The organism is Pigmentiphaga kullae (genome assembly GCF_004216695.1).
GTDB classification, from domain to species: domain Bacteria; phylum Pseudomonadota; class Gammaproteobacteria; order Burkholderiales; family Burkholderiaceae_B; genus Pigmentiphaga; species Pigmentiphaga kullae.
In genome coordinates, this window is the sequence record NZ_SGXC01000002.1 from 1,146,827 (window position 1) to 1,169,516 (window position 22,690).

Consider the following 22,690-nt stretch of genomic DNA (forward strand, 5'->3'; position numbering starts at 1 on the left):
CCACCTCTCTCGCAACGACTCATGTGGACCTATACCAATCCCGTCGCCGCACACGTCGGCCGCGGCGCGCTGGACCAGCTGCCGCGCCTCTTGGGCGCGCGCCGCGCCATCCTGGTCGCGTTTCCCGAGGCCGGGCCGCTGGGCCTGGTCGACCGCCTGCGAACCCTGTTGGGCCAACGCCTGGCGGCCGTCGAGCCGCATGTCCTGCCCAACCCCGACGTCGCCTGGCTCGGCCCGCTGTATGAGCGCCTCTGGCGCGACCATCCCGACGTCGAATGCGTGATCGCGCTGGGCGGCGGCAGCGCCATCGACTGCGGCAAGGCCATGGTGGTGCGCACGCCGTCGGGCACCTTCGGCGAACTCCTGCACTGGCTGGAGACCGGCGCCCCCGGCACCCCGCACGGGCACCGGCGGCTGATCGCCGTCCCGACCACCGCCGGCACCGGCAGCGAAGTCACCCCCTGGGCCACCCTGTGGGACCAGGCGCGGTCCCGTAAGCTCTCGCTGCACCTGCCCTGCACCTGGCCCGAAGCCGCCGTGGTCGATGCCGGCCTGATGACCAGCCTGCCGCACGGCGCCACCCTGGCAAGCGGCCTGGACGCGCTGTCGCACGCGCTGGAGTCCCTGTGGAACGTCCATCGCAACCCGGTTTCGGCCAGCCTGGCCGTGACCGCCGCACGCGGCATCCTCCGGACCCTGCCCCGGCTGCTGGCCGCCCCGGGCGACCTCGGCCTGCGCGAGCGGCTCGCCACCGCGGCGCTCCAGGCCGGCCTGGCCTTCTCCAATACCCGCACCGCCCTGGCTCACTCGCTGTCCTACGACATCACGCTGGAACGCGGCGTGCCGCACGGCATCGCCTGCTCGTTCAGCCTGCCTCGCATCCTGGAGCTGGCCTGGGGACGCGACCCCGAGGTCGATGCGCAGATGCTGGCCATCTTCGAGGCCGACGACCGCGACGGCGCCGTCGCGCGCCTGACGGCTTTTCTCCAGGATGCCGGCGTGAACACCGACCCCGCCAGCTACGGCATCGCCGACGCCGACTGGCAGCTTCGCATCGACCGTGCCCTGCGCGGCCCGCGCGGCCGCAACTTCATCGCCGCCGCATGACTCCCATTCCTTCATCGACCTCCGCCATGTCCATCGCCCTGCCCCCCGACCTGCCCGTTCCCCACCCCATCCAGGCCGTCATCTTCGACTGGGCCGGCACGCTGGTGGATTTCGGCTCCCTGGCCCCGACGCAAATCTTCGTCGACGCCTTCGCCTCCTTCGGCATCGACGTCGGCCTGGACCAGGCGCGCGGCCCCATGGGCCTGTCCAAGCGCGATCACATCCGCACCCTGCTCGATCATCCCGGCATACGGGCGCAGTGGCGGGAACGCTTCGGCCAGCCACCCGGCGAACCCGACGTCGACGCCATCTACCGGCGCTTCATGCCCATGCAGATCGACAAGGTGGGCGACTACTCGGCGCCCATCCCCGGCGCCGGGGAAACCCTGGCGTGGCTGCGCCGGCAGGGTATCCGCATAGGCTCCTGCTCCGGCTATCCGCGCGAGGTCCTGGACGTGCTGCTGCCCATCGCCGCCGGCCACGGCATCGCGGCCGACCATGTGGTTGCCGGCGACGAACTGAGCGCGGGCGGGCGCCCCGGCCCCTATATGGCGCTGGCCAACGTGCTGGCGCTGGGCATCGGCGACGTGCGCGCCTGCATCAAGGTGGACGACACCCTCCCCGGCATCCAGGAAGGCCGCAACGCGGGCATGTGGTGCGTGGGGCTGGCGCTGTCGGGCAACGAGACCGGGCTTACCCTTGACGAGCTGTCCGCTCTCCCCGCCGAACGGGTGGCGGCGCTGCGCCAGGCGGCCGGCCAGCGGCTGCGGGCCGCGGGCGCGCATTACGTGATCGACAGCGTGGCCGATCTGCCCCCGGTGGTGGCGAAGATCGCGGGCCAATAATCCCGTTAATAACAAGCCTTCTCTCCGAACGATAGTTCCCCGGCGCGACCGTCATTAGACTGGCGTCGAACACTATGACTGCGCCCCGGCCACGCACCGGGCACAGATGGAGAGACATGGACTACACCATCACCCTGCAACCCAGCGGACATGCCTACGCCTGTCCGCCCGGCACCCCGGTCCTGAAGGCCGGCCTGGACAACGGGCTGTTCATGCCCTACAGCTGCCGCTCCGGCATCTGCCGCACCTGCCGCGCCACCATCGTCGAAGGCCGGGTCGACTACGGCGACGTCCACCCCAGTTGCCTGGACGAGGACGACAAGCGCCAGGGCTACGCGCTGCTGTGCAAGGCCACGCCGCTGACCGATCTGGTCGTCCAGGTGAACGAACTGGATCCGTCCGACGCGATCCGCTCGAAATACATGCCGGCCCGCGTGCTGAAGATGGAACGGGCCGCCGACGACGTGATGATCGTCACGCTGGGCCTGCCCATGAACGAGCCCACGCTGTTCCGCGCCGGCCAGTATCTGGACATCCTGCTGCAGGACGGCACCCGCCGCAGCTATTCGATCGCCAGCGTTCCCGACAACGAGGGCGTGCGCCAGGTCGAGCTGCACATGCGCCACCTGCCCGGCGGGCGCTTCACCGACCACGTGTTCGGCGCGATGAAGCTGCGCGAGATCCACAAGCTGGAGATCCCGCTGGGTTCCTTCTTCCTTCGCGAACAAAGCGACAAGCCCATGATCATGCTGGCCTCGGGCACCGGCTTCGCTCCCATCAAGTCGCTGATCGAGCATGCCCTGGCGCGCGGCATCCGCCGCCCCATCACGCTGTACTGGGGCGGCCGCAAACGGACCGACCTCTATCTGCACGATCTCGCGCAATCATGGGCCGACCGGCACGGGCACGTGCGTTTCGTGCCGGTGCTGAGCGAGCCCACGCCCGCCTGCGCCTGGACCGGGCGCACGGGGTACGTGCACCTGGCCGCGATGGAGGACTTCCCCGACATGTCCGGCCACCAGGTCTACGCCTGCGGCGCGCCGGTCGTGGTGGACGCGGCGCGCCGCGACTACGTGGCGCGCTGCGGCCTGCCCGAGGACGAATTCTTCGCCGACGCGTTCCTGACCGCGGCCGACAAGCGCTGAGGTCCGAACCCACATTCTGGAACAAGGAGACATCATGCTGCCCGACAATTGCAGGGTCGATACGCCGGCCCACGACTCCGTGATCAAGCCCTTCTGCCTGGGCCACGGCACGCTGGAGTGCTACAGCCTGAAGGCCTCGCGCCGCTTCTACGAGGAATTCCTGGGACTGGAATGCGTGCGCCACGGCAAGCCGGCGATGGCGGTGCGCCTGGCCATGCGCTTCCACATCATCTGCGTGGAAGTGGGCGACCAGGTCCACCCCGCCAACCTCCTGAACCACTGGGGCCTGGACCTGCCCAGCCGCGAGGCCGTGAACCAGGCCCACGCGGACGCCGTGCGCCTGCAGGACAAGTACGGCATCCGCCAGGTGCTGCCGGTGCAGGACATGCACGGCGTGTACTCCTTCTACCTGGAAGACCTGGACCACAACTGGTGGGAACTCCAGTGCTACGACAACGGCTTCCAGCACGACGACCTGTTCGACTTCGGCGATCGCTTCTCGATGGACGACGCGGCCGACATCGGCTCGCTGGAAGAACTCAAGATCCGCAACCAGGGTGACGCATGATCCAGCTCGTGACCTTCCTGCACGACGGCCAGAGCCGTACCGGCCTGCTCCACGAGGGCAACATCTACGCCTCGCCGCGCTACGCGCGCGTGCAGGACGTGCTGGACGACTGGCCGCGCGCCGACGGCAAGCTGGCCGTGCTGGCCGGCGACCTGCCGGGCCGCGAACCGGTCCGCGGCGCCACCCTGCTCGCGCCGCACCCCCACCCGCCCACCATCTACTTCGCCGGCGCCAACTACCGCGACCACGTCGAAGAGATGCAGCGCGAGCTGTCCATGCCGCTGGAGATCGACCCCAAGGGCGCGGGCCAGATGCCCTGGCACGCCATCAAGGCCTCGGGCGCCACGGTGGTCGGGCCCGAGGCCCGGGTGCGCGTGCCGAACGGCGCCCCCCAGCTGGACTGGGAACTGGAACTGGGCGTGATCGTGGGCAGGACCGCCAAGGACGTGGCCGTGGACGAGGCGATGGACTACGTGGCGGGCTACGTGGTGGCCAACGACCTGTCGGCGCGCGGCCATTTCGGCCGGCCCGGCGTGGCCGAGGGCTCGCCCTTCAAGTGGGACTGGATAGGCCAGAAATCCTTCGACGGCGCCTGCCCGCTGGGCCCCGCCATCACGCCGGCGCGCTTCGTGCCCGACCCCATGAACCTGGCCATGAAGCTGTGGGTGAACGACGAGCTGATGCAGGATTCGAACACCTCGCGCATGCTGTTCGGCATCGCCGACCAGATCGCCCACCTGAGTTCGCGCCTGACGCTGCAACCGGGCGACCTGATCCTGACCGGCACGCCGGCGGGCGTGGGCGCCGCGCGCAAGCGCTTCCTGAAACCGGGCGACGTCGTGCGGCAATGGATCGAGCACATAGGCGAATTCCGCTTCACCATCGTGCAATGAGCCTGCGCGCGCACGCCCGCCGCTCAGGGCCGAAAGCCGATGCCGTCGATGCAGTCGACCACCTGTTCGCGGAACCACTGGCTGGCCGGATCCTTGTGGAAACGGTCGTGCCAGTACAGGGCCACCTCGAAGTGGCCCAGCGGCAGGGGCACCGGCTTGACCGCCAGCGGAAAGTACTTGCACAGCTCCACCACCAGCGACTCCGGGCAGGTCCAGATCAAGTCCGAATTCAGCACCAGGTGCGGGGCCGCCAGGTATTGCTGCATGCGCACCTGGATCCGGTCGCGCGCGCCCACCTCGTTCAATGCCCGTTCCAGCAGGATGTGGCCGCTGCCCGCGTACTCCACCAGCAGGTGCTGCTGGGCCACGAAGCGCTTCTGCGTCAGCTCCTGCCGGGCGATGGGATGATCCCGCCGCATCAGGCACAGGTAGCGCTGCTTGAACAGCACCTTGCGGTGGATGTTGCGCTCGAGCGCCGGCAGGTAGCCCAGGGCCACGTCGATGCGGCCGGTCGACAGGCCCTGCACGGTCTCGTCGATGGGGGCGAACACGACATTGAGCTTGACGTCCGGCGCGGCCCGGGCGATGCGCGTGAACAGGCTGGGCAGCACCACCACCTCGCCCACGTCGCGCGTGCGTATGGTGAAGGCCCGCCGGGACTGCGCCGCGTCGAACGACGACAGCATGCCCGAGGTCTTGCGTATCGCGTTCAGCGATTCGAGCAGCGCGGGCGCGATCTCGGCCGCCAGCGCCGTGGGCTCCATGCGCCGGCCGGCCAGCACGAACAGCTTGTCCCGGTACTCCACGCGCAGGCGTTTGAGCGCGCTGCTGACCGCGCCCTGGGTCACTCCCAGGTTCTCGGCCGCCAGCGTGACCGAGCGGTCGCGCCACAAGGCCTCGAACACGTAGAGCAGATTCAGGTCTTTCACATCGCGGCTCCTGTCGCGGCTTGGGAAGAACTATCAACCCTGCTAATAGCTTGGAATCATCGCCAACCCATGGATGACGGGCCGGCAGGCGCGGATACTGGCCAGCCAATGGCCTAACTATAAAACACAGTGATGCCCGAACCGCACCGATGCGCGGGCAGGACATTCAAGAAAGGGAGACAGACATGCGAAACACTCTGGCATTGACCTTGGGCCTGGCCGCCGCGGCCGTCTGCGGCCCGGCAGCCGCCGATCTCAAGATAGGATTTCTGGCCACGCTATCCGGCCCGTCGGCCGACGTCGGACAGGACCAGTACGATGGCTTCATGCTGGCCGTGGAGCAGATGCAGGGCAAGCTGGGGGGCGTGGCCACCCGGGTCGTGCGCGAGGACGACCAGATGAAGCCCGAAATCGCCGTCCAGTCCCTGGCCAAGCTGCTCGACCGGGACAAGGTCGACGTGGTCACCGGGCTGACCTATGCCAACGTGCTGATGGCCTTGCAGGGAAAGATCGCCGGCACCGACGTTCCCTTCATCGGCTCGGTGGCGGGCCCCTCGCCCACCGCCGGCGCGCAGTGCAAGCCCAACCTCTTCATCACCTCGTGGCAAAGCGACGCCACCGCCGAGGCCATGGGCAAGTATCTCCAGGACACCGGCGTCGATCCCGTCGCGATCCTCGCGCCCAACTTTCTGGGTTCCAAGGACAAGGTCACCGGCCTGAAGCGCTTCTACCGCGGCAAGATCGCCCAGGAAACCTACACGCCGCTCACCCAGCTCGATTTCTCGGCCGAGCTGGCCGCCACCGGAAACTCGGGCGCGAAAGGGCTGTTCGCTTTCTTCCCGGGCAGCCAGGGCGTCAGCTTCGTACGCCAGTACCAGCAGTTCGGCATGCTGCAGAAGCTGCCCATGTATTCCGTGCACACCGTCGAGCCCGGCAGCGTGAACGCCATGGGCAAGGCCGGCGTCGGCGCCATCGTGGCCGAATCCTGGCAGCCCGGCGCCGACAACGAAGAATCGCGCCGCTTCGTCGCCGCCTTCGAGAAGAAGTACAAGCGCACCCCGACGTCCTATGCCGCGTTCAGCTACGACGCCGCCATGCTGATCGATGCCGCCGTCCGCGCGCGCTCGGGCGACGTGTCCGACCGCCGGGCGCTGGCCGCCGCGCTGCGCGGCGCGCCGTTCAAGTCGGTGCGCGGGCCGTTCCGGTTCAACCGCAACAACTATCCCGTCCAGAACTACCACATCTACCAGGTGGTGGACGGCGCGGGCGGCAAGCCCGCCTTCAAGGTGCTGGTGCCGAACGTGCTGGCCAACCACGAGGACGCCTACGCGCGCGAATGCGCGCTCAAGGCGGACGGCGGCGCCTGACCCGCACGCTCAATCCAGCGTCGCGCCCGCCGCCTTCACGATGGCGGGCCACCGGGCCAGGTCCGCTTCCATCCGGCCGCGGAATCCGTCCACGGTGGCCGGCGCGGGCTCCAGCCCCTGCCGGGCCAGCTTGTCGCGCACCTCGGGCCGCTCCAGGATGCGGTTCACTTCCCGGTTCAGGCGCTCGACAATGGCCATGGGCGTGCCGGCCGGCGCCACCACGCCATTCCACACGCTCACGTCGAAATCGGCGATGCCGGCCTCGGCGAAAGTGGGCACCTGCGGCAGCCCCGCGAAACGGGTCGGCCGCGGGATGGCGATGGCCTTCAGGCGCCCGGTCTCGATCTGCGGCAGCGAGGTCGCCAGGGCATCGAACATCAGGTCCACCTGGCCGCCCAGCAGGTCCTGCATGGCGGGCGCCGCGCCCTTGTAGGGAATGTGGCGCAGCGAGATGCCTGCCCGGGTGTTGAGCATCTCGCCCGCCAGGTGGGCGATGCCGCCATTGCCCGTCGAGCCGAAGGTCAACCCGCCAGGCTTGGCGCGGGCCAGGCGGATCACTTCCGGCAAGGTATCGGCGGCCACGGCCGGGTTCGCGACCAGCACGACCTGGTTGGTGCAGGCCAGGGCCACGGGCTGGAAATCCTTGCGCGGGTCGAACCGCAGCGAGCGGTACAGCGCCGGATTGATCGTCAGGATGGCCGAGGTCGCGAAGAACAGCGTATGGCCGTCGGCCGGCGCGCGCGCCACCTGCTCGGCGGCGATGTTGCCGTTGGCCCCCGGACGGTTCTCGACGATCACGGGCTGTCCCAGGGCATGGCCCAGTGGCTCCGCGATCAAGCGCGCGGTGGCGTCCGTGCTGCCGCCCGCGGGAAACGGCACCACCATGCGTATCGGCCGGGTGGGATAGGACTGGGCCTGGACCGCCGTCCATCCCAGGGAACACAGGACAGCCGCGCCCAGCGCCAGGCGTCCCGGAAGAAGTCTCGTCATGTTCTTTCCTCGTGATGCGCCGCTCAGTTGCGGTTTGCCGCGATGCGCACGCGTTGGTCGATCGCGCCGAACACCGACCGCCCCCTGGCGTCGACCGCTTCGATGTTCACCCTGTCGCCGTCGTCCAGATAGGGGTGCAATTGCGCCTCCGGCACGCCGTCCAGCATCTGCCGCACGCGCGCCTCGGTAATGCAGGCGCTGCCCGCGGCCGGATCGGCATTGCTGATGGTTCCGGCGCCGACGATGGTGCCCGCGCCCAGCGCGCGCGTGGCGGCCAGGTGGGCGATGATCTGGCCGAAATGGAAGACCGCCTCCTCGCCCGACCTCAGGTCGCCGAACGGCGCGCCGTTGATGCGCACGCGCACCCGCAGGTCCGCCATCGCGCCCCGCCAGGCCTCGCCCAGCGCCGCCGGCGTCACGGCCACCGGCGCGAAGCTGGTGGCCGGCTTGCCCTGGTAGAAGCCGAAGCCGCGCGCCACTTCGCCCGGGATCAGTCCCCGCAGCGAGACGTCGTTCAACAGCACCACCAGCGCGATGTGGTCCAGGGCACGCGCGGCATCCACGCCCATGGGGACATCCGTCGTCACCACGGCGATCTCGGCTTCCAGGTCGATGTCCTGCGCGGCGTCGGCAGCCACGATGTCCTCGGTGGCCGACAGCATGACATCGGAGCCTCCCTGGTAGACCAGGGGGATTTCCTCATAGCGCGGCGGAATGGGCTCCTTGCGCCACTGGTAGATCAGCCGGGCGTGATTGCGATAGACCGAGGCGTCCGCCCACTGGTAGGCGCGCGGCAGCGGCGCCATGCAGTGGCCCGGCAGGAACGGTTCGGCGCGGCGCCAGCCTTCCTCGTCGTGCCGCGCCCTTAGCGCGTCCAGCCTGGGCGCGGCCTGCTCCCAATCGTCCAGCGCGTCCTGCAAGCTCCTGGCAATGGCGCCCGCCGGCACGCAGCCTTGCAGGTCCGGCCTCACCAGCACCAGTTGGCCGTCGCGCGAACCATCGGCCAGTGTCGCGAGCCGCAGCGGATACTGTCCCGCCTTCATGCCCGCCCCGCCGCGCGCTCTTGCTTCTCCCGGCTCCAGTCCGCCAGCAGGCCGTGCGCCGCCTCGGCATAGCCGCGCACCGTGGCGGGCTCGGCCACCTCGATGGTCAGTTCCACCCGCAGGCCGTTGGGATCGAAGAAATAGATGGACTCGATGTAGCCGTCATGGTCGATGACGCCTATGGACTCTACGCCGTGGCCAAGCAGGCGCGCGCGCATGTCCTCCAGGCTGCGCCGGTCGGGCACGCGCAGCGCGATGTGCTGCACCCAGGCCGGGGTGTTGGCGCTGGGCAGCGAGGCCGCGTCGTCGCCCAGGTCGAAGAAGGCGATGTGCGAGCCGTCCTGCATGCGGAAGAAGATATGCACGTAGGGGCAGAACTCGCCCGTGCTGGGCACGTTGTCCTTCTTGATCACGTGCACCAGCGGCAGGCCCAGCAGGTCCTCGTAGAAATGCCGGGTGGCCTCGGCGTCGCGGCAGCGCCACGCGAAGTGATGCAGGCCGCAGACCGGGCGCGCGTCGGGTAGGGTTGGTTCAGCCATGGCTTCAGTCCAGGGAAATGTGATTGGCCTTGATGATGGGGCCCCATTTGCGCGACTCGGCGCGGGCCAGGGCCCGGAACTGCTCGGGGCTGCCGGGGGTCGGCTCCAGCCCGAAATCGGTGAAGCGGCTCATCACCGAAGGATTCTTCAGCGCCTTGTTCAACGCGTCGTTCAGGCGGCGCACCACCTCGGCGGGCATGCCCGCCGGCCCCAGCACGCCCTGGAAGGCGAACACGTCCACGTCCTCCACGCCCAGCTCGGCCAGGGTAGGCACGTCCGGCAGCACCGGCGTGCGGTTGCGCGTACCGATCGCCAGCGGGCGCACCTTGCCGCTCTGGATGATGGACAGGCCCGAGGCCAGGTCCAGGAACATGGCCGGCACGTGCCCGGCCATCACGTCCTGCATGGCGGGCGCGGCGCCGCGATAGGGAATGTGGGTGATGAAGGTCTTGGTGCGGTGCTTGAACATCTCCATCGCCAGGTGATGGGGCGACCCGTTGCCGACCGACGCGTAGTTGACCTTGCCGGGGTTGGCCCGCACGTAGTCCAGGAACTCCTTGAAGTTCCGGGCGGGAAAGGCCGGGTTCACCACCAGCACCAGCGGAAACTTGCCGATCGCGCCGATGTAGGTGAAGTCCTTCTCGGGGCTGAACGGCAGGCTCTTGAACAGATACTCATTGAAGGCCAGCACCGCGTTGTCGCCCGACATCACGGTATAGCCGTCGGGCCGCGACCGCGCCACCAGTTCCGCGCCCACGTTGGTGGCGGCGCCCGGGCGGTTCTCGATCACGATCTGCTGGCCCAGGCCGGCGCGCATGGACTCGGCCAGCGTGCGCGCCAGGTTGTCGGTCCCGCCTCCGGCGGGATAAGGCACCACCCACTTGATCATCTGCGAGGGATAGTCGCCCTGGGCCAGGATGGCCGGGGCCCAGGCCAGCAACATGACCGCCAGGGCGAATCTGCGTCTATGCATGGTTGTCTCCGTTTTCGTTGATGGATACATGGCTCTAGCCGGCCCTCGCCCCGCCCGGCGCGGACAGCGAAGGTTCGGGCAGTTCGCGCAGCGCCTCGTCGATGGCGGCCAGGCAGCGCGCCTCGTCGCCCACCTGTTCGAACAGCAGCAGCGCCAGCCGCGCCAGGAACAGCGGCTCGCGGTTCTCGCCGGCCTCGGACACCGCCTGTGCGCAGCGGGTATAGACGCGATCGCGCGCCGGATCGTCCAGATTCATGAAAAGCCTCTCAGTCTTGCGCGGCCAGTCCGCACGCGCGCCGCAGCGCCCGGAGCACGGCCGCCGGTTCGGCCCGCCGCCAGCGGGCCGCCACATGTCCATCGGGCCGCAGCAGCCAGGCGGCCCCCCGTCCGCCGCCATAGGCGGCCCGCACGCGATGATCCGGATCGGCCAGGGTATCGCCGGCGGCTTCCCCGGCGCGGCTGGCCACGCGCAGCACCCGCAGCGGCAATTCCTGTCCGTCGAACGCCGCGCGCATGCGGCCGCTCGACTCGCCGTCCTCGTCGAACAGCAGCAAGGTGAATCGCCCCCCCGCTCCCGCATTCACCACCGTGGAAAGATGCCGCAAGCCCTCGCCGGGCAGCACATCCAGCAGCGGCGCGCCCAGGGCGGGCCCCTCGACCGTGTCTTCGTCCGGACTGGACAGCGGCGATTCCGCATAAGTGATCGCATGGGTCTGCCGCGGATTGATCAGGCGCGCGATGCCCGGATGCCTTTCGGCCAGCGACAGGCAGGCCTCGCGCATCAGGTCGAAGCCGCGCGATGGCGGCGACATGAACTCGGTGCTGCGCATGGCGCTGGCGGCGTTGATGTGAAAAGCCGCGAGCCGTTCGTCGCTGTAGCTGTCCAGCAGCGCCTGGCCGCTCTGCCCCTTGATCGCGTAGGCCAGCTTCCACGCCAGGTTGTCGGCGTCGTCGAACCCCGAGTTCAGTCCCCGCACGCCGAAGATGGGCATCGCGTGGGCGGCGTTGCCGGCGAACAGGATGCGGCCATGCCGGTAGCCCCCGATGGTCATGGCGCCGGCGCGATAGATGGACGTCCAGACCGGCTTCCACGGCAGGTGTCCCTCGCCGATGGCATCCAGGTGGCGCTGGACGAACTCGCGCACACGCGCCGGTTGCAGGGCTTCCTGGGCGTCCTCGCCGGGCCGCGCCTGGTAATCGATGCGCCAGATGTCGTCGGGCTGCCGGTGCATGAGGATGGTCGAACCGCGCCACCAGGGCGGATCGAACCAGGCGCGCCGTTCGGTGGGCGCGCGGCTGGGCAGTTCGATGTCGATGATGACGTAGCGCCCGTCGTAGCCGGTGCCCGCCATGGACAGGCCCAGTTCGCCGCGCACGAAGCTCTGTCCGCCGTCGCAGGCCACCAGCCAGTCGGCCCGGGCCTCGTAGGCGCCCAGCGCGTTCTCGATCTCGACCCGCACGCCGTCCGCGTCCTGCCGCAGGCCGGTCACGCGCGAGGCCCAGCGCACGTCCACGCAACCGGGGTCCGACGCGTTGCGGGCCTCGATGGCGTCCAGCAGGTACTGCTCGATGTAGTACTGCTCCAGGTTGACCATGGGCGGAAACTTCTGCGTCTCGTCGTGCGGCATCGAGAAGCACAGAACTTCGTTGCGGCCGTAGTAGCTGCGCCCCGTGGTCCACGCCAGCCCCTTGCGCAGGAAAGCGTCGACCGCCCCCAGGCGCTCCAGGATTTCCAGGCTGCGGCGCGAGATACAGGCCGCGCGGCTGCCCTCGCAGACACTGTCGTCGGCCTCGATCACCACCGAACGCACGCCGTGCCGCGCCAGCCCCAGGGCCAGCGCCAGGCCCACCGGCCCGCCGCCGGCAATCAGGACCGCGTGGCGCGCCTCGGCGCCGTCCCGCAGCGCGGGCAGTCGCGGCGCATGGCGCTGGTAGATGAAGGGACCGATGCGGTCGAGTCTTGCTGACATGCTGTGCCGTGCTGGTCGGTGATGGACGATGCCGGTATTCTTCAGCAAAGCGGCGCTCGAGTTGTCGTCATTTATTACTACATGAATACCCCTAGCCCCCGCGCATCATGAAACGCTGGAAAGTCGTCCCCGTCTCGGACACCGTCCCCTCGGCCTTCGCCGTCCGCGCCATCGCGGGCATAGGCACGCCGTCGCTGGCCGGCTCGTTCCTGTCCGCCATGCAGGAATTGCTGCCCGCCAGCCACTGCACCGTCTTCGCGCTGGAAGCGAACGGACGCGTCGCGGCGGTTTCCACGGCCAGCGCCCACGGCGAGGTCGCAGCGGTGACGGCCGCCGAGTACTACCGCAACCGCTTCGACCTGCAGGATTCGAACATGGTGTGGATGGCGCGCAAGAAGGCGCCCGTCCGGCCGCAGACCTGGCTCAGCCACCAGTACGCCGAGGACGTTCGCGATCCCCACTACCGGGACGTCTGCTACACCCAGCCCGGCATACGCGAACGGACCTCGGTGCTGCTGCTCAATCCCGACGGCGGGCGCATCGCGGTCAGCTTCTACCGCAACCTGGCCTACAAACCCTTCGACGAACGGGATTTCCACATCATCACCACCTGCGCGCCGGTGCTGCAGGCGGCGGTTACCGCGCACGTGCGGTCGACGTCCGAGCCGACGGCGGGCGATACCCTGCATCACAAGGTGTTGTCGCTGCTGGCCAACCGCGAGCGCCAGGTGGTGGCGCACCTGCTGGCGGGCAAGACCTCGCGCGAGACGGCCGAATTGCTGGGGCTGCGGCTGACCACGGTGCTGACCTACCGCTACCGCGCCTTCGCCAAGCTGGGCGTGCGCACCCAGCGCGAACTGCTGGCGGCGCTGGACAGCCTGCCGCTGAACGTGACGGGCCGCGGCGCGGCGTCCTCGCGCCGCCCCTCTTAGTGGTGCCGCCAGTAGCCCTGGATGTCCTCGGCCACCGGCATCGCCGCCAGGAAGCCCAGCAGCACGGCCAGGGGCACGGTCGACACGAAGCCGAAATAGGCGAACGACAGCGCGCCCCCTACGCCGCCCGCGAAGAAAAGACCGACCAGCATCGCCAGCACGCGCAGCTTGGCGCGGTCGGCCTTCACGAAATGACCCGGATCGGCCTCGCGCGAGACGTTCCAGTAGAACAACTTGCCCAGTTCGATGCCGATGTCCGTCACCATGCCGGTGACGTGGGTGGTGCGGATTTCGGCGCGCGAGATCTTGGTGATGATGGCGTTCTGCAGGCCCATGATGAAGCACAGCAGCATGACCGTGGCCGGCACCGCCAGCCAGCGGAACTGCTCGATGTTGCCCCCCAGCAGGCCGAAACACAGCAGCAGCCCCGCCTCCAGCAGCAGCGGCAGCGCGTATTCGCTGGCCAGCCGCGAGCGGCGGCCGAAGTTGATCAGCACCGCCGACGTCCCCGCCCCCAGCACGAAGAACAGCAGCGCGGCCAGCCCTTGCAGGAAGAAGGCGATGCCGCCCAGGGCCAGGTGATCGGCCATGGACGACAGGATGCCGGACATGTGGGAGGTGTACTGCTGGACGGCCAGGAAGCCGCCCGCGTTCACCGCGCCGGCGACGAGGGCCAGGATATAGGCGAGGTGGCGGTTGGCTTGAGGCGTGCGCTCGACGGAGGTCAGTTTGCGTAGGTAGAACAGGAGCATGGCGCGGGCATTCCGGGAACGGCGGCGCACGGGCCACCAGAGGCCGCGCCGGACGACTCGCCAAGCATAACGTTTTCCCGCCCTCCGGGGGCGGGAGCGGCCTCAGTCGGCCTTGCCCTTGCCCGCCTTCTTCGGCGCCTCGGCGCGCGGGGCGGCGCCCAGCAGCAGATCGGCGCCGCTCATGCGCTCCAGCCAGGACAGGGTATCGGCGTACGACAGGAAATGCCGCAGGTATCCCGGCGCCAGGTCGTGCATCAGCATCAGCGATTGGTGCACGAGATGCAGCGAGTTCAGCGGCCCTGCGTTCTCGGGCACGTTCTCCAGGGCCTGCCGCAGCTCCCTGCCCACGCGCAGTTCGGCCCACAGGCCCCGGAAGTAGTCCAGCACCGCCATGTCGCCCGCGGCGTCCTGGAGCGCGGCGCCATGGGCGGACAGCAGATCGACCAGCGTACCGAGGCCGTCGGCCGGCGCAGGCGCCGCCACGGTCTCGCGCTGGTCGGCCGCCCGCTCCACGTCGCGGGCATAGGCGGCCAGCGCGCCGGCCAGCTTCTCGTCCAGGATGCGGCGCGCCTCGCCCTCGTGCGCGGACGCGCGCCGCGCCAGCGCCTCGATGAAATGGAAACGCAGCGGATCGACGCGATCCGCCCCCTGCCCGCGCCAGGTGTCGAGCAGCGCCGCCGCGTCGGACACGGTGTCCCTACTCACGGCGCTGCTGGGAAGACCGGGGCATGGGCGCGATCTCCACGCGCCGGTTGCGCGACCGGCCCTCGTCATTGGCATTGGACGCCACGGGCTGCTCGGCGCCGAAGGCGGCGGCGAACACCGACGACGAAGGAATCCCCTCGTCGATCAGGGCTCGCGTCACCGTCAGCGCCCGCTGCGCCGACAGCTCCCAGTTGTCGGCGAAGCGGCGGTTGCCCTCGCGTATCAAGCGGTCGTCGGTGAAACCGCTCACCATGATGATCTCGTCTCGAGCCTTCAGGTAGGCGCCCAGCGGCCCCACCAGGCTCTTGAGCACCTGCCGGCCTTCCGGCTGCAAGGCATCCGAGTTCAGCGCGAACAGCACGTTGCCGCTGATGCCGATGCGGCCATCGACCAGCGTCACCCGTCCCGTAGCCAGCGGCCCGGCCAGCGCCTGCTCCAGGGCCTGCCGCCGCTGCACCTCGCCCTGTCGCCGCTGGACTTCTTCCTCGAGCCTGGTCGAGAGTTCCAGTTGCGTGCCGATCACGCCCACCAGGAGCAGCACGAAGGCCCCCAGCATGACCGACATCAGGTCGCCGAAGACCGCCCAGACGGGCGATGCCGCCTCGACGTTGGATTCGATGTCGTCGGCCATCAGGTCGCGTCGCCCACCGGCGTCCGTTGCGCGTCGAGCTGCCGCAGCTCCTCGACGATCTGTTTCTGCGACATCATGCTCAGGTCGATCACGTCCTTGGCCTGCGCGACGTAATAGGCAAGCTGCTCGTCGCTACGCGCGACGGCCTTGTCCAGCGCGCCTTCGATGCCGCGCAGCTGCTCCATCAGCCTGTCGCTGGATTCGCCGAACAGTTTGACCGCCTGCCCCAGCGCCTCGCCCAGGCTGGCCACCTCGGCCGCGCTGCCGGTGACCTGCGCCGCCACGGACTCCAGCTTGCCGGTCTCGGCGCCGACCTGTTCGGTGAAGCGCGTGCCCACCCGGTCCAGCATGTCGGCCGACGCCGCCACCAGCGCATCGACCGCCTCGCGCTGTTCGGTGCTGGCGTGGTTGACGGTATCCAGCAGGCTGCCCACCGTTTGCAGCAGCCGCTCGCGCTCTTCCAGCATCGCGTTGTCGCGCGTCATGCCGTCGGACAGTTGCTGCCGCAGTTCGCCGATGATCTGGGCCGCCGCCAGCGGGGCTTCCGAGGCCGCCTGCACCAGCCGCTCGATCTCGGCGATGGTGGCGCGGGCATGAGACTGGGACTCGGACGAGATCTCGCCGGCCGTGCGCGCCAGCGTGTCGCAGACCTCCTGCTGCCGGCCCGCGATCTGCGCGCCGGCCTCGCGCCATTCCTGGCTGAGCGAGCCGGCCAGGGTTTCCAGGGCGCCGGTCCAGGCCGCCTGCCGCGCCTCGTCGCGCGAGGCCAGCTCGGACCGCAGTTCGCCATGGGCCTGTCCCACCGTGTCCAGCAGCGAGGCCGCATGGCGCTCGAAGGTGGCCGCGGCCTCGGCCAGCGCCGTGTTCCAGGCGCCGGACACCGCGCCGGCCGTGGCATCCAGGCGGGCGGCGATCCCGTCCACCAGCCCCGCCGAACGCTGCTCGAAATCCCCCGCCAGCCGGTCGAACGACGCGCGGACGTCGCCGGCCAGCGCCTCGCTGGTGCGCTGGTGCCCGTCCAACGCCGCGCGCCACGCCTCGGACACCTGCCCGGCCACGTTCTCCAGCCGCGCGGCCACGGTTTCCACCATCTCGGTCGAACGCTGCGCGAAAGCCTGCGCGACGCCGTCGAAGGTGGCGCGCAGTTCGCCCGACAGGGTCTCGCTGGTCTGCTGATGCGCCGCCAGCGCCGTTCCCCAGGTCGACGAGACCTTGTCCACCGACGCCTCCAGGCGGGCGGACACGCCGTCGACCAGGCTGGCCGAGCGCTGCTCGAAGGTCAACGCGAACCCGTCCAGCGCCGTGCGCAGGTCGCCCGCCAGCGCGTCGCTGGTCCGCCGGTGCTCGCCCAGCGCGGTGTTCCAGGTATCGGCCACCGTGGCGGTGCTGGCCTCGAAGCGGCTGGACAGCGCATCCAGCTGCCGCTGCACCGCCTGCGTGACCGTCTCGTGCAGGCTGGCCGTCTCGCGCGCCAGGCCAGCCATGGCGGTCTCGACCGCCGGCTGTATCGTGGCGCCCGCCACCCGTGCGCTGTCGGCCAGGCTTTCCTTCAGGCTTTGCTCCACCGATCCGGCCAGGCGCCGGTACTCGGCCTCCACCCGGCCATGGAAGCTTTCCTGCCCGGCCGCCAGGCGCTCGCCCAGGGCCTCGTTGTGTTTGGCCACGGACTCGGCCAGGGCCTGCAGCCGGTCCACCAGCGCCGGCATCAGATCCGCCTGCCGCTGCAACAGCTTGAACGATTCCTCGCGCTGGTGAGCCAGCGAATACGGGCGCAGCACCGTCGCGATACGCGTATCCAGCATCTGCGCCGCCTGCAGGCGCTCGCGCCGGCACAGCGAGGCCAGCAGCCCCAGCATCGCCGACGCCGCCACGCCCGCCACCGAGGTCCCGAAGGCGAAGCCCAACCCCTTCACGGGCGCCGCCAGCGACGCGCGGATCGCCTGCAGGTCGGTCGCGCTTTCCAGCGCCACGCCGGTGCCCCGCAGCGTCGCCACCATGCCCAGGAACGTGCCCAGCATGCCCAGCAGCACCAGCAGGCCGGCCAGATACGGCGTCAGCGCCGGCCCCGGCAGCCCCACCCTTTCACCCTCGACGCGCAGCCGCACCGCGTTGCGCAGCGAAGGATGCACCTGCTCCAGCCACGTCCCCAGGCTGGACGGCGGCGCCGACAGCTCCGCCGCGGCCCGCGCCAGCGAGGACGTCGCCTCGTGGAAACGCCGCAGTTCCAGCCCGCCCAGCACGTAGAACGCGGCGATCAGCAGGATCACCGCCAGCGCCAGCAGGTTCGAGCCGACATAGCCCACGCCCACCCAGCCCACCACGGCCAGACCCACGAAGAAAACCACGAAAGGAAGATATCTGCTCATCTAGGACGGATCAGCTTGCGCGAAGGGCCGCCAGCAGCCCCTCGACCGGTTGAAATCGGAAATCCAGTTCGGCCAGCAGGACGCCCCGCATGTCCGCGCGGAAGGTATCCAGCCAGGGGCCGGGATCGTTGTCGTCATTGGCGGGATCCTGGCCGGCCTTGCGCAGGCGCAGGAAATGGCCTTCCAGCAGGCCGGGCACCGAGGCCAGCAGATTGCGCTCCTGCGTGCCCAGCACCCGCTCCATGACCGCGTCCACCGCTGCCAGCCGCGCCATTTCCGGCGAGCCGGCGGCCAGCATGGCCCGCAACCGGCCGCGCAGGGCCGCGATGCCGGTCTCCATCTGCTGCTGCTTGGCCAGGCAGCGCTGGCGGTAGCGGGAAAAATCGGTGTCCTCGTCCGGATCGACCAGCAGCGCGGGATCGCGCCGGTGGCGGCTGCGCACGGGGCGCAGCACCCTGTCCCGCTCGATGGCCAGGGCCAGTTCGTCCCGCACCCGCGCGCAATCCTCCCGCGCGGCCGTATCGCTGGCGGGCGTGCTGGCAGGCGCCGCTTTCGCGTTGCCGCTCAATACCGCGGACAGCGCGATGGCATCGGTCCAGCCGAGCCACAGGCTCAGCCGGTCGGCAAGCGGCTGCCGGGGGGTGGGAACGTGGGCGTGCGCCAGGCGGGCAAGCAGGCGGACGAAAGCCGGGCCGCTGGCGCCTGTGCGCCCGGACATGTGCGCCATGGGACCGGACGGGCAAAAGCCGGAAGTTTACACGGCCGGCCGCCCGGCAACCCGCCTGGGGCAACGGGAACAGAAGTGGTTACATCTGCATTGACAGAGCCGGCCCGGGCCCCTAGTCGGCCACTTCGATCTTCCGGTAGACCTTGAACCCCTGGCTGCGCACCGTCGACACCGGCAGTTCCAGCCCGCACGCCTGTTCCACCTTGCGCCGCAGGCGGCGCATCTGCGTGTCCAGGCGGCGCTGGTCGTAGTCCAGGAAATTCTCGCCCAGCGCCTGCACGATGGCCTTGCGCGTCACGCATTCGCCGGTGCCGTTGGCCAGGGCGCGCAGCACCCGGTAGTCCTGCCCCGACAGCGGAATCGGCGCGAACCCGGGGGGCGTCAGGCTGGGCGGCGCCGACGAAAGCCGCCATGCCTCGCCGGCCGTCCCGGCCGGTTGCAGGCGTTCGTCCGGCAGCACGTCGTCGCGCGCGGAAATGTCGCGGGCCACCGCCACCCGACGCGCCTTGTCGTCCGACAGGCGCGCCGACCACATGATACGGACCACGCTGCCGTCCTTGCGCACGTAGCGGTTCTCGAAATAGCGCTGGAGATAACCGGCCTCGATACGCTCCACCGCCTGCAAGGTGCGCGCGCGGTCATCCGGATGGACGAACTCGATCATGCGCCTGCCCAGCATCTCCTCGGGCTTGTAGCCGAAGATGCTTTCGCCCGCCCCGGTAATGGACAGGAAACGGCCGTCGTGGTCCACGACGCAGATGGCATCTAGCAGCAGGTCCAGGACTTCGGCGGGCGGCAGCTTGGCCATCGGGTCATTCGGGTAATTGGGGTCACGCAAAGGAGACCTGACGCATGATTTTACTCAATGGGATTCGGCCTGGGAGTCCGGTACGTGGGCGCGCAGATCGCGATCAACGTGACGAGTCCGAAGTACAAGTACCAGTGGCAGGCGAAAGACTCAACCCAGGTATTTCTGCCGGATCGACCCCACGTGCGCTTCCATCGTGCGCACCGCTCCGGCGCGGTCGCCGCGCCGGATACAGTCCAGCAGGTCCTCCAGCTCCGCCACGTTCGCCCGCTCGCCCGCGTCCACCTTGGGGCGGAACCACAGCAGCATGGAACGATCAAGCAGCAGCGCCGCGAAATCCGACAGGGTGCGGTTGTCCGCCGTCTCGTACAGCAGATGGTGGAAGCGCCGGTCGATCTCCATGCCGCCCGCATGATCCTTCGCCCGATAGCGTTCCCAGCCGGCATCCACCAGTTCCTGCAACTGCTGCACGATTTCCGGGCGCATGTGATCCACCGCCAGTCCCGTCAGAAAAGGCTCGATCAACTGCCGCGCCGCGATCAGCTCCAGGAAACCGTCCAGCGTCTCGGCCTTGACCAGCAGGCCCTTGCGCGGAAGGATCTCCACCAGCCCTTCGCGGGCCAGCCGATGCGTCGCCAGATGGATGGGGCTGCGGCCCAGGTCCAGCCGCTGGCACAGTTGCCCGACATTGATGTGCTCGCCCGGCCGCAGCTCGTGCGACAGGATCATCCGCTTGACCGCCACGTAGGCCTGCTCGCCCAGCGAGAGCGAGCCGCCGGCATGTTCATCGCCGTCGCGGGAGGCGGCGGGTCGCGAGGTCTTCGAGGGTCTGGGCATGCGGATCAATGATGCGTGGCGGGTGCGCCCGCGATTGTAGCCTCGCGGGCGCCCTGCCCCGGCTCACTCCGGCCTGAGTCCCGCCTTCTCCACCGCGACGCGGTACTGGTCCGACTGCTGCTGCAGGAAACGCGCGAACTCTGTCGGGGTCGAGGGCTTGGCCTCCATGCCCTGCTGCTGCAACGTCTTCTGCACCTCCGGATCCTTCAAGGCCTGCGCGAACAGGTCATGCAGCCGGTCCACCCGGTCCTGGGCCACGCCCGCGCGGGTCAACAGCCCCATCCAGGTTTCCGACGAAAACCCCTCCAACCCCGCCTGGGCGAAAGTCGGCACCCCGGGCAGCGCCGCCGAGCGGCTGGTTCCGGACACGGCCAACGCCCTCAGCTTGCCCGCCGCGATGTGCGGCGCCACCACGCCCACGTCGCCCAGCGTCGCGTCCACCTCGCCCGACAACACCGCCATCGTGGCCGGCGCCGACCCCTTGTACGGCACGTGCAGCATCTCCACGCCCGCGCGCTGCTTGAACAGCTCGAAGCCCAGATGCCCCGACGACCCATTGCCGAAAGACGAGAAACTCGCCTTGCCCTGCTGCGCCTTCGCCCAGTCGATGAAACCCTTCAGGTCCTGCGCGGGCACCTTCGACGACACCACCAGGACGTGCGGATTCGAGGCCAGCGCCGTCACCGGCTGGAAATCCTTGCGCGCATCGAACGGCAGGCTCTTGATCAGATACGGATTGATGACGAAACTCGCCGCCATCATCAGCACCGTCTGCCCATCCGCCGGCTTGGCCAGCAGCGCCTGCGCGCCGATGACCGTACCGCCGCCGGGACGGTTCTCCACCACCACCGTCACCCCCGCCGCCTTGCCGACCACCTGGGCCAGCGCACGCGCCAACGCATCGGACGACCCGCCCGCGGCATAAGGCACGATCAGCGTCAGGGGTTGCGAGGGAAACGGCTGCGCCATCGGGGCGGTGGATGCCAGCGACAGCGCCAGGCCCAACACGAGTTTCTTCATGATCAGCCCCCTGCGCCCAGGCGGGCCTGGCCCTGGATCTCGACCAGGATCTCCGGCTTGGCCAGCCCCTTCACCTCGACCAGCGCGCAGGCCGGGAAGTCGCCCGTGAAGAACTCGCGGCGCGCCTTCCAGACGCCCTGGTTGCCCGACATGCGCGTCACGAACACCGTCAGCGTGACCACGTCGTCGATCTTGCCGCCCGCGGCTTCCACCAAGTGCTTGATCTTGGTGAAGATGTACTGCGACTGTTCGTATTCGTCGCTGCCCTGGATGGTGTCGCCATCGTTGGCGCGGGAGGTCAGGCCGGAGAGGTAAAGCGTGTCGCCCACTTGCAGGCAGTTGGACCAGAGGCCGGGGGCGGCTTCGGCGACGTGGGGGCTGAGAATGCGTTGCTTGCGAGGCATGGGGGCTCCTTTGACGTGAAATATCAGTAATATTTCACAATCATTCCATAAAAACCCGGCCGCCGCTACCCGGTCACGCGTACGTTGCGGCGGCATGCCGGGCCGCCTCGCCGATCACGCCCCGGAACCATTGGTGGAACGCGCTGCGCTGGGTACGCTCGTGCCAGTACAAGGCATTGCTGACACGCGGCAAGCGGCCCGGGAAATCGACCATCCGCACCGGAAAGACCTCCCGTATCTTCAGCGCCATGCGCCGCGGCACCGTCGCGACGGCATCCGACACCATCAGCGTGCCCAGCAGCGCCATCAACCCTTGCGCATGAATACAGACCGCCAGGCTATGGCCCTGCTGCTTGATGAACTCGTCGATCACCCGTCCCGAGGTGGTGCGGCCGCTGCCCAGCAGCCGCACGTGCGGCAAGGCCACATAGGCCGGTAGCGTCAGCGGCTCGGCCAGCGCCCGGTTGCCGGGTCCGCCGATCACCACCACATCGTCCTCGAACAGCGGCATGGCCCGCACCGAGGGCTGGGGATCGCGCACCCAGCCCAGCCGGAAGTCCACGTCGCCCGCGGCCAGCAGCGCATCGATGCGCCGCTGGTCGGGCGAACGTATGCTCAACGCGACGCGCGGGGCGTCGCGCCGCAGCACCGTGGCCACGGCGGGCAAAAGCAATTGCTCCAGGTACTCGGGTGCGGTCAACACGACCTCGCGCTGCTCGCGCGCAGGGTCGAAATCCTGCTGCGACGCCTGGATGTGCGCAACCTCCTCCAGGAACCGCCTGATCTCGCGCTCCAGCGCCAACGCCTTTTCCGTCGGCTGCATGCCTTGCGGGCTGCGCACCAGCAGCGGATCGCCGAAGGTCTTGCGCAGCCTGTTCAGCGCCTGCGTGATGGCCGGCTGCGAAATGCCCACCACCAGCGATGTAGCCGTCACCCCTCGCTCGGTCATCAACGTCAGGAAAATCTGCAGGGTGCGAAAGTCGACATTGGCCAACGGATGCATAGGGACTCCCCGGGGATAGGCAAGCGCAGTCTCCAGCCTGCGCCCATTAGACGCCGCTTATTTCCTTCATAAGCGCCACCCCGCCGACACCGCGTCCGGCGGCGCGTAGCATCCCTGCCAAACACAAGCACAGGAG

Annotated in this window: 24 protein-coding genes; 7 read left to right on the plus strand and 17 right to left on the minus strand. The window is 69.2% G+C overall.

Annotated features, from left to right (window positions below):
* The first annotated feature begins 21 nt into the window (after positions 1 to 21).
* The 5 genes from psrA to EV675_RS19760 all read left to right on the plus strand — a co-directional run bounded on the left by psrA (position 22) and on the right by EV675_RS19760 (position 4,558).
* Positions 22 to 1,107 (plus strand): iron-containing alcohol dehydrogenase PsrA, encoded by a 1,086-nt coding sequence (gene psrA / locus EV675_RS19740; protein WP_130359026.1) that lies wholly within the window; start codon positions 22 to 24, stop codon positions 1,105 to 1,107.
* Between the two features lie 26 nt (positions 1,108 to 1,133).
* Complete coding sequence (gene phnX / locus EV675_RS19745) at positions 1,134 to 1,952, plus strand: phosphonoacetaldehyde hydrolase (RefSeq protein ID WP_130359028.1); 819 nt, start codon at positions 1,134 to 1,136, stop codon at positions 1,950 to 1,952.
* Positions 1,953 to 2,068: 116 nt separating this feature from the next.
* Entirely contained in the window at positions 2,069 to 3,097 is a 1,029-nt protein-coding gene (locus EV675_RS19750; RefSeq protein WP_130359030.1) for a CDP-6-deoxy-delta-3,4-glucoseen reductase, read from the plus strand.
* A gap of 34 nt (positions 3,098 to 3,131) precedes the next feature.
* On the plus strand, positions 3,132 to 3,665 hold the full coding sequence (locus EV675_RS19755) for a VOC family protein (protein WP_130359032.1): 534 nt from the start codon (positions 3,132 to 3,134) through the stop codon (positions 3,663 to 3,665).
* On the plus strand, positions 3,662 to 4,558 hold the full coding sequence (locus EV675_RS19760; protein ID WP_130359034.1) for a fumarylacetoacetate hydrolase family protein: 897 nt from the start codon (positions 3,662 to 3,664) through the stop codon (positions 4,556 to 4,558). Before EV675_RS19755 ends, EV675_RS19760 begins: the two co-directional genes overlap by 4 nt.
* A gap of 23 nt (positions 4,559 to 4,581) precedes the next feature.
* Here EV675_RS19760 and EV675_RS19765 read toward each other — a convergent pair whose 3' ends face one another.
* Positions 4,582 to 5,487 (minus strand): LysR family transcriptional regulator, encoded by a 906-nt coding sequence (locus EV675_RS19765; RefSeq protein WP_130359036.1) that lies wholly within the window; start codon positions 5,485 to 5,487, stop codon positions 4,582 to 4,584.
* 185 nt (positions 5,488 to 5,672) lie between these two features.
* Between EV675_RS19765 and EV675_RS19770 the strand changes: the two genes are divergently transcribed.
* Positions 5,673 to 6,854 carry an ABC transporter substrate-binding protein gene (locus tag EV675_RS19770; protein ID WP_130359038.1) on the plus strand — a complete coding sequence of 394 codons (1,182 nt, stop codon included), beginning with the start codon at positions 5,673 to 5,675 and terminating at the stop codon, positions 6,852 to 6,854.
* Between the two features lie 9 nt (positions 6,855 to 6,863).
* Here EV675_RS19770 and EV675_RS19775 read toward each other — a convergent pair whose 3' ends face one another.
* The 6 genes from EV675_RS19775 to EV675_RS19800 are packed head-to-tail and all read right to left on the minus strand — an operon-like array spanning position 6,864 to position 12,369.
* On the minus strand, positions 6,864 to 7,844 hold the full coding sequence (locus EV675_RS19775; protein ID WP_130359040.1) for a Bug family tripartite tricarboxylate transporter substrate binding protein: 981 nt from the start codon (positions 7,842 to 7,844) through the stop codon (positions 6,864 to 6,866).
* A gap of 23 nt (positions 7,845 to 7,867) precedes the next feature.
* Positions 7,868 to 8,887 carry a fumarylacetoacetate hydrolase family protein gene (locus EV675_RS19780; protein WP_130359042.1) on the minus strand — a complete coding sequence of 340 codons (1,020 nt, stop codon included), beginning with the start codon at positions 8,885 to 8,887 and terminating at the stop codon, positions 7,868 to 7,870.
* Positions 8,884 to 9,426: a VOC family protein gene (locus EV675_RS19785; protein WP_130359044.1), complete on the minus strand. Its 543-nt coding sequence runs from the start codon at positions 9,424 to 9,426 to the stop codon at positions 8,884 to 8,886. The genes EV675_RS19780 and EV675_RS19785 overlap by 4 nt, the downstream gene beginning before the upstream one ends.
* 4 nt (positions 9,427 to 9,430) lie before the next feature.
* On the minus strand, positions 9,431 to 10,399 hold the full coding sequence (locus tag EV675_RS19790) for a Bug family tripartite tricarboxylate transporter substrate binding protein (RefSeq protein WP_130359046.1): 969 nt from the start codon (positions 10,397 to 10,399) through the stop codon (positions 9,431 to 9,433).
* A 34-nt stretch (positions 10,400 to 10,433) separates the two neighbouring features.
* Positions 10,434 to 10,655 (minus strand): hypothetical protein, encoded by a 222-nt coding sequence (locus EV675_RS19795; RefSeq protein ID WP_130359048.1) that lies wholly within the window; start codon positions 10,653 to 10,655, stop codon positions 10,434 to 10,436.
* 10 nt (positions 10,656 to 10,665) lie between these two features.
* Entirely contained in the window at positions 10,666 to 12,369 is a 1,704-nt protein-coding gene (locus EV675_RS19800) for an FAD-dependent monooxygenase (RefSeq protein WP_130359050.1), read from the minus strand.
* Between the two features lie 107 nt (positions 12,370 to 12,476).
* On the opposite strand from EV675_RS19800, the gene EV675_RS19805 reads away from it, so the two are divergent.
* Positions 12,477 to 13,301: a helix-turn-helix transcriptional regulator gene (locus tag EV675_RS19805; protein ID WP_130359052.1), complete on the plus strand. Its 825-nt coding sequence runs from the start codon at positions 12,477 to 12,479 to the stop codon at positions 13,299 to 13,301.
* Here EV675_RS19805 and EV675_RS19810 read toward each other — a convergent pair.
* The 10 genes from EV675_RS19810 to EV675_RS19855 all read right to left on the minus strand — a co-directional run bounded on the left by EV675_RS19810 (position 13,298) and on the right by EV675_RS19855 (position 22,554).
* The gene (locus tag EV675_RS19810; RefSeq protein WP_130359054.1) at positions 13,298 to 14,053 is read right to left on the minus strand and encodes a YoaK family protein; all 756 of its coding nucleotides are present in this window, start codon (positions 14,051 to 14,053) and stop codon (positions 13,298 to 13,300) included. The genes EV675_RS19805 and EV675_RS19810 overlap by 4 nt on opposite strands.
* 102 nt (positions 14,054 to 14,155) lie before the next feature.
* On the minus strand, positions 14,156 to 14,758 hold the full coding sequence (locus EV675_RS19815; RefSeq protein WP_242621504.1) for a DUF2894 domain-containing protein: 603 nt from the start codon (positions 14,756 to 14,758) through the stop codon (positions 14,156 to 14,158).
* A complete protein-coding gene (locus tag EV675_RS19820) occupies positions 14,751 to 15,389 on the minus strand; it encodes an OmpA family protein (RefSeq protein WP_130359058.1) in 639 nt (212 codons plus the stop codon). The genes EV675_RS19815 and EV675_RS19820 overlap by 8 nt, the downstream gene beginning before the upstream one ends.
* On the minus strand, positions 15,389 to 17,755 hold the full coding sequence (locus EV675_RS19825) for a DUF802 domain-containing protein (protein ID WP_130359060.1): 2,367 nt from the start codon (positions 17,753 to 17,755) through the stop codon (positions 15,389 to 15,391). The genes EV675_RS19820 and EV675_RS19825 overlap by 1 nt, the downstream gene beginning before the upstream one ends.
* Before the next feature lie 10 nt (positions 17,756 to 17,765).
* Positions 17,766 to 18,482 (minus strand): DUF3348 domain-containing protein, encoded by a 717-nt coding sequence (locus EV675_RS19830; RefSeq protein WP_130359062.1) that lies wholly within the window; start codon positions 18,480 to 18,482, stop codon positions 17,766 to 17,768.
* A 112-nt stretch (positions 18,483 to 18,594) separates the two neighbouring features.
* The gene (locus tag EV675_RS19835) at positions 18,595 to 19,290 is read right to left on the minus strand and encodes a PAS domain S-box protein (protein WP_130359064.1); all 696 of its coding nucleotides are present in this window, start codon (positions 19,288 to 19,290) and stop codon (positions 18,595 to 18,597) included.
* 150 nt (positions 19,291 to 19,440) lie between these two features.
* Positions 19,441 to 20,127, minus strand: a complete 687-nt coding sequence (locus tag EV675_RS19840; protein ID WP_130359066.1) for a GntR family transcriptional regulator — start codon at positions 20,125 to 20,127, stop codon at positions 19,441 to 19,443.
* A 63-nt stretch (positions 20,128 to 20,190) separates the two neighbouring features.
* Positions 20,191 to 21,147, minus strand: a complete 957-nt coding sequence (locus EV675_RS19845; RefSeq protein WP_130359068.1) for a Bug family tripartite tricarboxylate transporter substrate binding protein — start codon at positions 21,145 to 21,147, stop codon at positions 20,191 to 20,193.
* Positions 21,148 to 21,149: 2 nt separating this feature from the next.
* Positions 21,150 to 21,551 carry a RidA family protein gene (locus EV675_RS19850; protein WP_130359070.1) on the minus strand — a complete coding sequence of 134 codons (402 nt, stop codon included), beginning with the start codon at positions 21,549 to 21,551 and terminating at the stop codon, positions 21,150 to 21,152.
* A gap of 73 nt (positions 21,552 to 21,624) precedes the next feature.
* A complete protein-coding gene (locus EV675_RS19855) occupies positions 21,625 to 22,554 on the minus strand; it encodes a LysR family transcriptional regulator (RefSeq protein ID WP_130359072.1) in 930 nt (309 codons plus the stop codon).
* Positions 22,555 to 22,690 lie beyond the last annotated feature (136 nt).

Coding starts and splice junctions, on each gene's coding strand:
- psrA (WP_130359026.1), top strand. CDS start 22: ATGTGGACCTATACCAATCCCGTCGCCGCACACGTCGGCCGCGGCGCG.
- phnX (WP_130359028.1), top strand. CDS start 1,134: ATGTCCATCGCCCTGCCCCCCGACCTGCCCGTTCCCCACCCCATCCAG.
- EV675_RS19750 (WP_130359030.1), top strand. CDS start 2,069: ATGGACTACACCATCACCCTGCAACCCAGCGGACATGCCTACGCCTGT.
- EV675_RS19755 (WP_130359032.1), top strand. CDS start 3,132: ATGCTGCCCGACAATTGCAGGGTCGATACGCCGGCCCACGACTCCGTG.
- EV675_RS19760 (WP_130359034.1), top strand. CDS start 3,662: ATGATCCAGCTCGTGACCTTCCTGCACGACGGCCAGAGCCGTACCGGC.
- EV675_RS19770 (WP_130359038.1), top strand. CDS start 5,673: ATGCGAAACACTCTGGCATTGACCTTGGGCCTGGCCGCCGCGGCCGTC.
- EV675_RS19775 (WP_130359040.1), bottom strand. CDS start 7,844: ATGACGAGACTTCTTCCGGGACGCCTGGCGCTGGGCGCGGCTGTCCTG.
- EV675_RS19780 (WP_130359042.1), bottom strand. CDS start 8,887: ATGAAGGCGGGACAGTATCCGCTGCGGCTCGCGACACTGGCCGATGGT.
- EV675_RS19785 (WP_130359044.1), bottom strand. CDS start 9,426: ATGGCTGAACCAACCCTACCCGACGCGCGCCCGGTCTGCGGCCTGCAT.
- EV675_RS19790 (WP_130359046.1), bottom strand. CDS start 10,399: ATGCATAGACGCAGATTCGCCCTGGCGGTCATGTTGCTGGCCTGGGCC.
- EV675_RS19795 (WP_130359048.1), bottom strand. CDS start 10,655: ATGAATCTGGACGATCCGGCGCGCGATCGCGTCTATACCCGCTGCGCA.
- EV675_RS19800 (WP_130359050.1), bottom strand. CDS start 12,369: ATGTCAGCAAGACTCGACCGCATCGGTCCCTTCATCTACCAGCGCCAT.
- EV675_RS19805 (WP_130359052.1), top strand. CDS start 12,477: ATGAAACGCTGGAAAGTCGTCCCCGTCTCGGACACCGTCCCCTCGGCC.
- EV675_RS19810 (WP_130359054.1), bottom strand. CDS start 14,053: ATGCTCCTGTTCTACCTACGCAAACTGACCTCCGTCGAGCGCACGCCT.
- EV675_RS19820 (WP_130359058.1), bottom strand. CDS start 15,389: ATGGCCGACGACATCGAATCCAACGTCGAGGCGGCATCGCCCGTCTGG.
- EV675_RS19825 (WP_130359060.1), bottom strand. CDS start 17,755: ATGAGCAGATATCTTCCTTTCGTGGTTTTCTTCGTGGGTCTGGCCGTG.
- EV675_RS19830 (WP_130359062.1), bottom strand. CDS start 18,482: ATGGCGCACATGTCCGGGCGCACAGGCGCCAGCGGCCCGGCTTTCGTC.
- EV675_RS19835 (WP_130359064.1), bottom strand. CDS start 19,290: ATGGCCAAGCTGCCGCCCGCCGAAGTCCTGGACCTGCTGCTAGATGCC.
- EV675_RS19840 (WP_130359066.1), bottom strand. CDS start 20,127: ATGCCCAGACCCTCGAAGACCTCGCGACCCGCCGCCTCCCGCGACGGC.
- EV675_RS19845 (WP_130359068.1), bottom strand. CDS start 21,147: ATGAAGAAACTCGTGTTGGGCCTGGCGCTGTCGCTGGCATCCACCGCC.
- EV675_RS19850 (WP_130359070.1), bottom strand. CDS start 21,551: ATGCCTCGCAAGCAACGCATTCTCAGCCCCCACGTCGCCGAAGCCGCC.
- EV675_RS19855 (WP_130359072.1), bottom strand. CDS start 22,554: ATGCATCCGTTGGCCAATGTCGACTTTCGCACCCTGCAGATTTTCCTG.